Here is an 11,986-nt window from a genome sequence, read left to right as displayed (position 1 = left end):
ACACACCCGTTCCCATCCCGAACACGGAAGTTAAGCTCTCCAGCGCCGATGGTAGTTGGGGCTAGCGCCCCTGCAAGAGTAGGACGTTGCTAGGCGGAATATAAATGATTATGGCGGCACATCGGTGAATTTGCTGCGAGTTGCCTCGACGCATCCAGCTTCTTTGAATTAGCTAGCAGAGGAAGAGGCAGTAGATTGTTTTGAAATATATTTTTAAAAGAGCATTCCGCAATAGCTCAGCGGTAGAGCAACCGGCTGTTAACCGGTAGGTCGTAGGTTCGAATCCTACTTGCGGAGCCATTTTGGAGAGCTGTCCGAGTGGTCGAAGGAGCACGATTGGAAATCGTGTAGGCGTTAACAGCGCCTCAAGGGTTCGAATCCCTTGCTCTCCGCCACTATTAATAATATGGCCCGTTGGTCAAGTGGTTAAGACACCGCCCTTTCACGGCGGTAACACGGGTTCGAATCCCGTACGGGTCATTTTTCTGGAGGATTAGCTCAGCTGGGAGAGCACTTGCCTTACAAGCAAGGGGTCGGCGGTTCGATCCCGTCATCCTCCACCATAACTCGTATCATCGCGGGTGGAGCACGATCGAATAAGCTTCCGTGAAAAATCTACAGCGTACCGCTCGAGCCACAGCTTGAATAGGCATGCTGAGAGCGGGACGGCCAAAAGAGCATGGAGCATAGAAACCAATTATTTTCTTATTTATCATCGCGGGGTGGAGCACGCCCGAATAAGCTTCTGTGAAAAAGCTACAGCGCACCACTCGAACTGCTACTTGAGCAAGCTTTCTGAGAGTGGGGCGGCTAGAAGCATAGAGCATAGCAAAAATCTTATTTATCTTTTATCATCGCGGGGTGGAGCAACGAGCAACACATCTGTGAATTCGCTGCGAGTTGCCTCGACGCATCCAGCTTCTTTGAATTAGCTGGCAGAGGAAGAGGCAGCCCAAGAGACATAGAGCATAGCAAAAATCTTATTTATTTTTTATCATCGCGGGGTGGAGCAGCCCGGTAGCTCGTCGGGCTCATAACCCGAAGGTCGCAGGTTCAAATCCTGCCCCCGCAACCAAAAATGGTCCCGTAGTGTAGTGGTTAACATGCCTGCCTGTCACGCAGGAGATCGCGGGTTCGAGTCCCGTCGGGACCGCCACTATATATTATGGCTCGGTAGCCACGAGCGATACATCGTCGAATAAGCTACGAGTTGCCTCGACGCATCGAACTTCCTTGAAACGGCTAGTAGAGGAAGAGGCACAGTCGGGAAGCGACAAAAACAAGTGCCATGCAGAAACCAAATAAACAGTGAATATTATATTATGGCTCGGTAGCTCAGTCGGTAGAGCAAAGGACTGAAAATCCTTGTGTCGGCGGTTCGATTCCGTCCCGAGCCACCATTTTCATAAAGAGTATTTTGAATTTTAGTATGCCGGCTTAGCTCAATTGGTAGAGACGAGCGACGCATCAGTGAATCTGCTACGAGTTGCCTCGACGCATCTAGCTTCCTCGAATTAGCTGGTAGAGGAAGAGGCACATAAAGCATGTAATTGGTACGGAGAGTTTAACATAGTATGCCGGCTTAGCTCAATTGGTAGAGACGAGCGACGCATCAGTGAATCTGCTACGAGTTGCCTCGACGCATCCAGCTTCCTCGAATTAGCTGGTAGAGGAAGAGGCACATAAAGCATATAATTGGTACGAGGAGTCTAACTTAGTATGCCGGCTTAGCTCAATTGGTAGAGACGAGCGACGCATCAGTGAATCTGCTACGAGTTGCCTCGACGCATCTAGCTTCCTCGAATTAGCTGGTAGAGGAAGAGGCACATAAAGCATGTAATTGGTACGGAGAGTTTAACATAGTATGCCGGCTTAGCTCAATTGGTAGAGCAACTGACTTGTAATCAGTAGGTTGCGGGTTCAAGTCCTGCAGCCGGCACCAGAAATGTGGCGGCTATGGCGAAGTGGTTAACGCACCAGATTGTGGCTCTGGCATTCGTGGGTTCGATTCCCACTAGTCGCCCCATCCAAAATTGCGCGGGTGTAGTTTAGTGGTAAAACCTCAGCCACGAGCGATGCATCAATGAGTCTGCTACGAGTTGCCTCGACGCATCCAGCATCCTCGAATTAGCTAGCAGAGGAAGAGGCATGGACAATGCGTCGCAGAAATAAAAATAATAGTAGTATGCAATATGCGGGTGTAGTTTAGTGGTAAAACCTCAGCCTTCCAAGCTGATGTCGTGGGTTCGATTCCCATCACCCGCTTTCCATGGGCCTATAGCTCAGCTGGTTAGAGCGCACGCCTGATAAGCGTGAGGTCGGTGGTTCAAGTCCACTTAGGCCCACTTTCCTAAACATTTCGCAATAGCTCAGCCACGAGCGAAGCATCAGTGAGTTTGCTACGAGTTGCCTCGACGCATCCAGCTTCTTCGAGTAAGCTAGTAGAGGAAGAGGCAGTAGGTTGTTTTTGGATATATTTTTAGGAGAGTATATTCCGCAATAGCTCAGCGGTAGAGCAACCGGCTGTTAACCGGTAGGTCGTAGGTTCGAATCCTACTTGCGGAGCCATGAGGAGAAGTACCCAAGTGGCTGAAGGGGACGGTTTGCTAAACCGTTAGGTCGCGTCTTTGCGGCGCGCGGGTTCAAATCCCGCCTTCTCCGCCAGTTTCTTATGTGCGGCCCGTTGGTCAAGTGGTTAAGACACCGCCCTTTCACGGCGGTAACACGGGTTCGAATCCCGTACGGGTCATCATTAATCACTATGCATGCAGCATAGTGATTTTTTATTTAATTGTAATGGACAAAGGGACTTCTGCTTTATATAGAAAGCGAAGTCCCTTCGTTTTTCTTATGAAGAAATTGTTCTCCATATTCCCCATGGTTGTGAAACGACGCATGTTCTACTTGAATTGTCGCGTGCTTAATCCCGTATTTTTTTTCCAACATCTCATTAATCGCTAGAATCACACAAAATGGCTGAACTTTCTCATTAATAAATACGTGGGCGGTAAGCGAGTAGTGATCGGAAGAAATGGACCATATGTGCGTGTCGTGGACGTCTTCTACCCCTTCTATACTGCGAATATCGGCACGAACAAGTTCTAGGTCGAACTGGGAGGGAACAGAGTCCATGAGAATCAAATATGACTCGCGTGTAATTTTTGCTCCGCCTGTAAAAATAATTGCCCCAATTACCATACTAATAAGCGGGTCGACTACATAAAAATCGGTAAAGTAGATAATAACCGCAGAAATAATTACCCCGATGGAACTGAGAAGATCACCAATAAAGTGCCAAAGTGCACTTTTCACGTTTAAATTTTCTTCTTCTTTTGTGCTGCGGCTTAAAACAATCGTTAATACGATATTGACGATTAATCCGATCGAAGCAATCGTTAACATTAGGGAAAAATCGATCGGTTCTGGATGGATGAATCGCCGAATGCCTTCTACAAAAATGCCAAATGCGATGATGACGAGTGCTAACCCGTTCAAAAACGAAGCAATAATTTCAAACCGTAAATAGCCAAAAGTAAATGTTTTGTTTGGCGGTCGTGACGCTAAATAAAGTGCCACCATACTTAAGCCAAGTGCTAGCACGTCCGAAGCCATATGCGCCGAATCAGACAGCAAAGCGAGCGAATTGGAAAAAATCCCACCAATGACTTCGACCAATGTGAAAAATACTGTTAGTATAAGCGTAGTCCAAAGCGCTTTTTTCGACTTGCTTTGTTGTTTCATGTGTGGAAGATGGTGATAGTCGTACATCATACACCCCTCATTTTATATTTATTACAATAAAATAATTATAATTATTAAAATATAATAATTATTTTAATAATAATTATTATAATTAAGTATTTAATTTAATTATATGCAACTAACTGAAAAAATGCAAATGATAATTTGGGAAATATGTAGGCAAAACTGATGTTGAAAGTTGTCAAAAAATATAAACATTTTGTTCAAGGAATTTATCGGAACGTGTGGAATATATAGAATAACTGTAAAACTTATAAAGGAAAGGACGCGATGATGTTTGCTCGCTACAACCTTAACAGATTTTGAAATTCATTTGTTTCATGAGGGAAGTCTATATAAAAGCTACAAGTTGTTTGGTGCACATATTATAAACGAAAATGGGATAACAGGGACAAGGTTTTGTGTATGGGCTCCTCATGCACGTGAAGTTCGGCTTGTAGGGAGTTTTAATCATTGGAATGGGAACAATTATTCGCTTGTGAAGGTAAGTGAACAAGGGGTATGGACGATTTTTGTTCCAGAAAATTTAGAAGGACATTTATACAAATATGAAATTGTTACGAAAAACGGTGATGTGTTATTAAAAGCAGATCCGTATGCCTTTTATTCTGAGCTCCGTCCGCAAACTGCTTCTATTGTCTACTCACTGGAAGGATACGAATGGAATGATAAAGCGTGGCAACGGAAAAAACTAAGAAAGCCTATTTATCACCAGCCGATGTTTATTTATGAACTTCATTTCGGGACTTGGAAAAAAAAGAGCGATGGAAGTTTTTATACGTATCAAGAATTAGCTGATGAATTGATTCCTTATATTGTAGAACACGGGTTTACGCATATAGAGCTGCTTCCGCTTGTTGAGCATCCGCTCGATCGGTCGTGGGGCTACCAAGGAACTGGCTACTATTCAGTGACAAGTCGTTACGGCACTCCGCGTGATTTTATGGCATTCGTCGATCGCTGTCATCAAGCGGGAATTGGCGTTATTTTAGACTGGGTTCCTGGCCATTTTTGCAAAGATGCTCACGGCCTTTACTTATTTGACGGGGAACCAACATATGAGTATGTCAATTTTCAAGATCGTGAAAATTTTGTATGGGGTACAGCGAATTTTGATTTAGGAAGACGAGAAGTACGTAGCTTTCTTATTTCGAATGCGCTATTTTGGATGGAGTATTTTCATATTGATGGGTTTCGGGTAGATGCAGTTGCCAACATGCTGTACTGGCCAAATAGCGATGTACGTCACCCCAATCCATATGCTGTCGAGTTTTTGCAAAAGTTAAACGAAGTTGTTTTTGCTTATGACCCTTCTGTCTTGATGATTGCCGAGGATTCGACAGACTGGCCGCGCGTTACTTCTCCGACGTACGAAGGAGGATTAGGTTTTAATTATAAGTGGAATATGGGCTGGATGAACGATATATTAACGTACATGGAAGCTACGCCGGAGCAAAGGAAATCGCTGCATCATAAAGTGACATTTTCGCTTCTATATGCTTATTCAGAAAACTTTATTTTGCCATTCTCCCACGATGAAGTAGTGCATGGAAAAAAATCGTTGTTGAACAAAATGCCGGGATCTTATGAACAAAAATTTGCGCAACTGCGCTTGCTTTACGGGTATTTAGTAACACATCCAGGGAAAAAATTATTGTTTATGGGTGGGGAGTTCGGCCAGTTTGATGAATGGAAAGATTTAGAGCAGTTAGATTGGATGCTGTTTGATTTTGAGATGCATCGAAAAATGGATGAGTATGTGAAAGAGTTAATGAAGTTTTATAAACGGTATAAGGCGCTTTATGAATTGGATCATTCGCCGGAAGGATTTGAATGGATTGACGTCCATAATGCAGAGCAAAGCATTTTTTCATTCATCCGAAAAGGAACGAAAGAGAATGACTTATTAATCGTCGTATGCAATTTTACGCCGGTCGTTTATCATGATTATAAAATTGGGGTGCCATTGCAGACAACTTATAAAGAAGCGTTTAATAGCGATGCCGTTGCATTTGGTGGGTCGGGACATATAAATAAAAAGGCGCTGGCGGCGAAAGAAGAGCCGTTTCACGGAAAGCCTTATCATGTGCAAATGACAATTCCACCGTTTGGAATTTCTGTATTGCGCCCAATGCGAAAACGAGAGGAGCGAACTGACGATGGGAAAGAAAAAGTGCATCGCCATGTTATTGGCCGGCGGTCAAGGTAGCCGCTTAAACTCTTTAACGAAACAACTTGCCAAGCCTGCTGTTCCGTTTGGAGGAAAATACCGCATTATTGATTTTACGTTAAGTAATTGTACAAATTCAGGTATTGATACTGTTGGGGTATTGACACAGTATCAGCCGCTTTTATTGCATTCATATATTGGGATTGGAAGCGCATGGGATTTGGATCGAAGAGATGGTGGCGTCACAGTATTGCCACCTTACTCTGAATCGTCCGGAGTGAAGTGGTACGAAGGAACGGCACATGCGATTTATCAAAACATCAATTATATCGAGCAATACGACCCTGACTATGTGCTCATCCTTTCCGGAGATCATATTTATAAAATGAACTATGCGAAAATGTTGGATTATCATATCGAAAAAGGGGCGGATGTGACGATTTCGGTCATTGAAGTGCCTTGGTCGGAAGCGAGCCGCTTTGGCATTATGAATACGAACGAACAGATGGAAATTATTGAATTTGAAGAAAAACCAGTACATCCAAAAAATAATTTAGCATCGATGGGGATTTATATTTTTAGCTGGCCGTTGTTAAGAGAATATTTACAAATAGACAATAACAACCCGCATTCTAGCCACGATTTTGGCAAAGATGTGATTCCGTTGTTATTACATGAAGGAAAGCGGCTTGTTGCCTATCCGTTTAAAGGGTATTGGAAAGATGTCGGAACGGTAAAAAGCCTGTGGGAAGCGAACATGGATTTATTAAATCCAGAATGTGAGTTAAATTTGTTTGACCATATGTGGCGCATTTATTCGGTTAATCCAAATCAGCCGCCGCAGTATATCGCTGCCTACGCGTCTGTCGTAAGTTCGTTAGTGAACGAAGGATGCGTCATCGAAGGAGAGGTGGAGCATTCCGTTGTGTTTCAAGGTGTACATATTCAAAAAGGAGCGGTAGTAAAAGATTGTGTTGTTATGCCGGATGCAACGATTGGCGAAAATGTATATATGGAAAAAGCGATTGTCCCGTCAGCGTTAGAAATTCCAGCAGGTACGGTCATTCGCCCGTCGATGCCTGAAGAAATTGTCTTGGTTACAAAAGAATGGTTGGAACAACAGAGGTCGGAAACGATCGAGAAAGGATGAGCAATAGTGAAAATGATGTTAGGTGTGATTGATGCTACGACATATATGGAGCCGCTCCAGAACCTTGCTGCTCATCGTTCGGTGGCGGCTGTTCCGTTTGCAGGAAGGTATCGTTTGATTGATTTTGTGTTATCGAATATGGTTAATTCTGGAATAGAAAGTGTCGCGATTTTTCCGAAGTATCAATACCGGTCACTGATGGATCATTTAGGCTCAGGGAAAAATTGGGATTTGAATCGAAAGAGAGACGGGCTTTTTTTCTTCCCATCGCCAGATTTGCCGCTTCCATCGTCACAAATTGGAGCGTTTCAGCATTTCGAACAACATATTGATTATTTCTTGCGTAGCAAACAAAAGTATGCGCTTATTTGCAATAGCTATACCGTTTGCAATATCGATTATCGGCTCGTGTTAGAGCAGCATATTGCGAGTCAATGCGATATTACAGAAGTACGCTACCAAGGTCGTTCCCTTGAAATGTTTGTTTTAGAAACGTCATTGTTGCTTGATTTAATTGCTAATCGAGTGCAAACAGGTTATAACAGCATTGGTGATGTTGTTCATAACCCATTTCACTCCTTGAATGTTTGTCACTATGAGCACGACGGCTATGTCGCAGTGATTGATTCTGTCGAGAGCTATTTTCACCATAGTTTGCAGTTGCTTCAACCAGATGTATGGAAACAATTATTTATCCAGTCACGTCCGATTTATACGAAAGTGAAAGATGAGCCGCCAACACAATATACGGCAGATGCCGTTGTCAAAAATTCGATGATTGCCAACGGTTGTGTCATTGAAGGACATGTAGAAAACTGCATCGTGTTTCGTGGTGTGAAAATCGGGAAAGGAGCAGTCGTGAAAAATAGTGTCATTATGCAAAAAACGCAAATTGGTGAACGATGTGAATTGGAGCATGTCATCATCGATAAAGATGCAAAAGTCGAGAATGATGTGAAAATAACAGGAGCAGAACATCGCCCGTTTATTATTCGAAAAGGTACTGTACAAGGAGTGTTGATGAGCCAGTGAAAGTATTGTTTGTTGTATCAGAATGTGTGCCATTTGTGAAATCAGGAGGGCTAGCAGACGTCGCAGGGGCGTTGCCAAAAGAACTAAAACGGCTCGGAACCGATATTCGTGTCATGTTGCCGAAGTACGGTACGATTCCTGAAATGTATCGTGCGAAAATGAAAAAAATAGCAACACTCATTGTCCGTGTGGGGTGGAGACGGCAATATTGTGGCGTCGAAATGCTCGAGCACCAAGGGATTACGTATTATTTTATCGACAACGAATATTATTTTAAACGTGACGGTTTATACGGGCATTACGATGATGGGGAACGGTTTTCGTATTTTTGCCGTGCTGCGCTAGACGCTTTGCCTGCCATTTCGTTCCAACCGGACATTATTCATTGCCATGATTGGCATACAGGGATGATTCCGTTTTTGTTGCGGGAGGAGTATAAAAAAAATTCGTTTTACCAACAGATGCGTTCCGTGTTTACCATTCATAATCTCCAGTTCCAAGGCATTTTTCCGCGAGAAATTTTAGGAGACTTACTTAATTTAAGCGACCGCTATTTTACGATGGAACATGTGGAGTTTTACGGGAATGTTAGTTTTATGAAAGCAGCGCTTGTTGCGAGTGATATAATAACCACCGTTAGCCCGACGTATAAAGAAGAGATTCAAACAGAGTATTATGGAGAAAAATTGGATGGACTATTACGGGCACGTCAACACGATTTAGTGGGAATTTTAAATGGGATTGACGATGAAATATACAATCCAAAAAAAGATCGATACATTGCGGTTCCTTATGATCAGACGACGATTGCGCGGAAAGAAATTAATAAGAAGGCACTGCGGCAACGATTTGGATTGCCAAACGAAGAAGACGTTCCGATCATTGCAATGGTCACTCGCTTAACAAAGCAAAAAGGGTTAGAGTTAGTAAAATGCGTTTTTCACGAAATTATCGCGGAAAACGTGCAGTTTGTTGTTTTAGGGACTGGCGATTGGGAATTCGAACATTTTTTTAATGAAATGGCGATTACGTATCCGGATAAAGTGAAAGTGTACATCGGTTTTCATGAAGAATTGGCACATCAAATTTATGCCGGTGCGGATTTGTTTTTAATGCCATCGCTATTTGAACCGTGCGGGCTTGGACAGCTGATTGCTTTAAGGTATGGTGTGATACCGATCGTGCGCGAAACCGGCGGGCTTAATGATACGGTGCAGCCGTTTAATGAATTCACGGGAGAAGGAAATGGCTTTAGCTTTCAAAACTTTAATGCGCACGACATGCTCTATACGATTCGGCGCGCCATCGGGTTTTATTATCAAAAAGAGGTATGGGAAAAGTTAGTGGTAGCAGCAATGAGCCGAGACTATAGCTGGGCGCAATCGGCGTTTAAGTACAATCGGCTTTACGACGAATTAATGGCTGGGAGTGGGAGTCGTGTTCTCTAACAAAGAAGAGTTTAAAGCGGTGTTTTTAAAAAAATTAGAGATGATGCATGGGAAGCGGTTTGAAGAATCAACTATACGGGATCAATATCAGACGTTAGGGAATATGGTTCGCGAGTATATAAGTCAAAACTGGATTCAAACGAATGAGCGCTGTCGAGCGAACAACCATAAAAAAGTGTATTATTTATCGATTGAGTTTTTACTCGGGCGCCTTCTTGGGAGTAACTTGTTAAATCTTGGTATTCACGAGGTGGTAGAAGAAGGACTGCACGATTTAGGGATTCATTTGCAGGATATTGAAGAAAGTGAAGCAGACGCAGGATTAGGGAACGGCGGCCTTGGCCGCCTCGCTGCTTGTTTTTTAGATTCGCTAGCGTCGCTTAATTTGCCAGGGCATGGGTATGGCATTCGCTATAAACACGGGTTGTTTGACCAAAAAATTGTCGATGGATTTCAAGTAGAACTCCCAGAGCAATGGTTGAGGCATGGGAATGTATGGGAAGTACGGAAAGAAGATTTAGCGGTGGAAGTGAATTTTTGGGGAAAGGTGGACGTTTCTTCGGAAGGGGGGCGGCTAACGTTTCGTCATGTCGACAGCGAAAAAGTGATGGCCGTTCCGTACGATATGCCTGTCATTGGGTACGGAGCGAAAACAGTGAATACGCTTCGGCTTTGGAACGCAGAGCCGGCGAAAACGTTCCCGACGAACAAAAATGTGATGCAATATAAGCGAGAAACAGAGGCAATTTCGGAATTTTTATATCCTGATGATGCACACGATGAAGGGAAAATATTGCGGCTTAAGCAGCAATATTTTCTTGTGGCGGCTAGCATCGGCAGCATCGTCCGCGCTCATCGCCGCCAACATGGTCATTTGTATCAGCTACACGAACATGTGGCGATCCATGTAAACGATACGCATCCAGTATTAGCCATTCCTGAACTGATGCGCGTACTATTAGACGAAGAAGGTATGAGCTGGGAAGATGCTTGGCACATTACGACGAGTACGATTTCGTATACAAACCATACAACATTATCGGAAGCATTGGAAAAATGGCCGATTCGCATTTTTCAGCCGCTTCTGCCGCGTATTTACATGATTGTTGAAGAAATTAATGAGCGGTTTTGTCGGGAGCTATGGAACCGATACCCTGGACAATGGAAACGAATCGAAGAGATGGCGATTATTGCGCACGGGTTAGTGAAGATGGCGCACTTAGCCATTGTTGGAAGCTATAGCGTTAATGGTGTGGCAAAGCTTCATTCAGAAATTTTGAAACATCGGGAAATGAAGCTGTTTTATGAAGTATTTCCGCAAAAGTTTAACAATAAAACGAACGGCATTACCCACCGCCGCTGGCTCTTAAAAGCAAATCCAGAGTTGTCCTCATTAGTGACGCAGGCCATTGGCGATGGTTGGATTAAAGAGCCAGAAACGTTGCTTAATTTAAAGCCGTATGCGTTTGATACGTCTTTTCGTGAAGAACTAGGAAAAGTCAAACAAAAACGAAAATCGTTGCTTGCAAAGCGGATATATGAACAAACGGGCATCGTTGTTGATGAATCATCTATTTTTGACGTGCAAGTAAAACGGCTTCATGCTTATAAGCGTCAATTGCTTAATGTGCTGCACATTATGTATTTGTATAACCGGTTAAAAGAAGATGCGAGCTTTTCCATTTATCCACGTACGTTTATTTTTGGAGCAAAAGCTTCCCCTGGATATTACTATGCGAAACGAATTATTAAGCTCATTAATTCGTTGGCGGATAAAGTTAATCGAGATCCGCAAACGAACGAACAACTGAAAGTAATTTTTTTAGAGAACTATCGCGTATCGTTAGCGGAAGAAATTTTCCCAGCGGCGGATGTGAGCGAGCAAATTTCGACTGCTAGCAAGGAAGCGTCAGGGACTGGGAATATGAAATTTATGATGAACGGGGCGATTACGCTCGGTACGTTAGATGGTGCCAATATCGAAATTTTAGAGGCAGTCGGGAAAGAAAATATTTTTATTTTCGGCTTAACGGCACAGGAAGTGTTAGATTATTACCAAAATGGTGGGTACCGTGCGCACGAGTACTACCATCACGACCGACGAATTAAGCAAGTAGTTGACCAACTTGTCAACGGTTTTTTCCGTGATGCACACGACCATTTTGAACCAATTTACGATTCCTTATTAATGCAAAATGATGAATATTTTGTGTTGCGTGACTTTGCGGCTTACGCAGAGGCGCAAGAGCGAGTAGAAGCTGCCTATAGAAACCGTGACTGTTGGCTGCAAATGAGTGCCATTAACATCGCTCATTCCGGTTATTTTTCCAGCGACCGGACAATTCAAGAGTATGCAAGTGATATTTGGAAAATAAAACCGCTTATATAATGAAAAGCGGAGGGAGTAGCCTCCCTCCGCGAGCA

At 43.4% G+C, this 11,986-nt stretch carries 6 protein-coding genes, 14 tRNA genes and 1 rRNA gene; 20 read left to right on the top strand and 1 reads right to left on the bottom strand.

Going from position 1 to position 11,986, the window contains the following annotated elements; translation table 11 throughout:
* The 15 genes from rrf to GGR02_RS14270 all read left to right on the top strand — a co-directional run.
* Window positions 1-95 (top strand): 5S ribosomal RNA (gene rrf / locus GGR02_RS14340); the annotation flags it as partial.
* Between the two features lie 130 nt (window positions 96-225).
* Window positions 226-300: transfer RNA gene (locus tag GGR02_RS14335), tRNA-Asn, on the top strand.
* A gap of 4 nt (window positions 301-304) precedes the next feature.
* Window positions 305-395 (top strand) — tRNA-Ser (locus GGR02_RS14330).
* A gap of 13 nt (window positions 396-408) precedes the next feature.
* Window positions 409-480, top strand: a tRNA-Glu gene (locus GGR02_RS14325).
* Between the two features lie 7 nt (window positions 481-487).
* A tRNA-Val gene (locus GGR02_RS14320) sits at window positions 488-563 on the top strand.
* Between the two features lie 435 nt (window positions 564-998).
* Window positions 999-1,075 (top strand) — tRNA-Met (locus GGR02_RS14315).
* Window positions 1,076-1,080: 5 nt separating this feature from the next.
* A tRNA-Asp gene (locus GGR02_RS14310) sits at window positions 1,081-1,156 on the top strand.
* Window positions 1,157-1,324: 168 nt separating this feature from the next.
* Window positions 1,325-1,400: transfer RNA gene (locus GGR02_RS14305), tRNA-Phe, on the top strand.
* 466 nt (window positions 1,401-1,866) lie between these two features.
* Window positions 1,867-1,942: transfer RNA gene (locus GGR02_RS14300), tRNA-Thr, on the top strand.
* Window positions 1,943-1,950: 8 nt separating this feature from the next.
* A tRNA-His gene (locus GGR02_RS14295) sits at window positions 1,951-2,026 on the top strand.
* 168 nt (window positions 2,027-2,194) lie between these two features.
* A tRNA-Gly gene (locus GGR02_RS14290) sits at window positions 2,195-2,265 on the top strand.
* 6 nt (window positions 2,266-2,271) lie between these two features.
* Window positions 2,272-2,345: transfer RNA gene (locus GGR02_RS14285), tRNA-Ile, on the top strand.
* Window positions 2,346-2,493: 148 nt separating this feature from the next.
* Window positions 2,494-2,568, top strand: a tRNA-Asn gene (locus GGR02_RS14280).
* 3 nt (window positions 2,569-2,571) lie between these two features.
* Window positions 2,572-2,664: transfer RNA gene (locus tag GGR02_RS14275), tRNA-Ser, on the top strand.
* 13 nt (window positions 2,665-2,677) lie between these two features.
* Window positions 2,678-2,749: transfer RNA gene (locus GGR02_RS14270), tRNA-Glu, on the top strand.
* A gap of 68 nt (window positions 2,750-2,817) precedes the next feature.
* On the opposite strand, the gene GGR02_RS14265 is transcribed toward GGR02_RS14270, so the two are convergent.
* Window positions 2,818-3,768, bottom strand: coding sequence for a cation diffusion facilitator family transporter (locus GGR02_RS14265; RefSeq protein ID WP_183185666.1), 951 nt, complete (start codon window positions 3,766-3,768; stop codon window positions 2,818-2,820).
* 271 nt (window positions 3,769-4,039) lie between these two features.
* Between GGR02_RS14265 and glgB the strand changes: the two genes are divergently transcribed.
* From glgB to GGR02_RS14240, 5 genes are read left to right on the top strand one after another with little or no spacing between them, the layout of a single operon-like run.
* Window positions 4,040-5,971, top strand: coding sequence for a 1,4-alpha-glucan branching enzyme (gene glgB / locus GGR02_RS14260; RefSeq protein ID WP_183185662.1), 1,932 nt, complete (start codon window positions 4,040-4,042; stop codon window positions 5,969-5,971).
* Window positions 5,922-7,082: a glucose-1-phosphate adenylyltransferase gene (locus GGR02_RS14255; protein ID WP_183185661.1), complete on the top strand. Its 1,161-nt coding sequence runs from the start codon at window positions 5,922-5,924 to the stop codon at window positions 7,080-7,082. The genes glgB and GGR02_RS14255 overlap by 50 nt, the downstream gene beginning before the upstream one ends.
* Window positions 7,083-7,085: 3 nt before the next feature.
* Window positions 7,086-8,114 carry a GlgC family sugar phosphate nucleotidyltransferase gene (locus tag GGR02_RS14250; protein WP_183185665.1) on the top strand — a complete coding sequence of 343 codons (1,029 nt, stop codon included), beginning with the start codon at window positions 7,086-7,088 and terminating at the stop codon, window positions 8,112-8,114.
* On the top strand, window positions 8,111-9,562 hold the full coding sequence (glgA, locus tag GGR02_RS14245; protein ID WP_183185660.1) for a glycogen synthase GlgA: 1,452 nt from the start codon (window positions 8,111-8,113) through the stop codon (window positions 9,560-9,562). The genes GGR02_RS14250 and glgA overlap by 4 nt, the downstream gene beginning before the upstream one ends.
* The gene (locus GGR02_RS14240; RefSeq protein ID WP_183185659.1) at window positions 9,552-11,951 is read left to right on the top strand and encodes a glycogen/starch/alpha-glucan phosphorylase; all 2,400 of its coding nucleotides are present in this window, start codon (window positions 9,552-9,554) and stop codon (window positions 11,949-11,951) included. Before glgA ends, GGR02_RS14240 begins: the two co-directional genes overlap by 11 nt.
* The last annotated feature ends 35 nt before the right edge of the window (window positions 11,952-11,986 follow it).

Origin of the sequence: Anoxybacteroides voinovskiense (genome assembly GCF_014196205.1) — a bacterium.
GTDB lineage: Bacteria > Bacillota > Bacilli > Bacillales > Anoxybacillaceae > Anoxybacteroides > Anoxybacteroides voinovskiense.
Note: the sequence above shows the minus strand (reverse complement) of the source record. Positions and strands in the feature narration are given on the sequence as shown.

Bases quoted from the DNA above. Each gene is read 5' to 3' on its own strand.
- GGR02_RS14265 (WP_183185666.1), bottom strand. From the start codon at position 3,768: ATGTACGACTATCACCATCTTCCACACATGAAACAACAAAGCAAGTCG.
- GGR02_RS14255 (WP_183185661.1), top strand. From the start codon at position 5,922: ATGGGAAAGAAAAAGTGCATCGCCATGTTATTGGCCGGCGGTCAAGGT.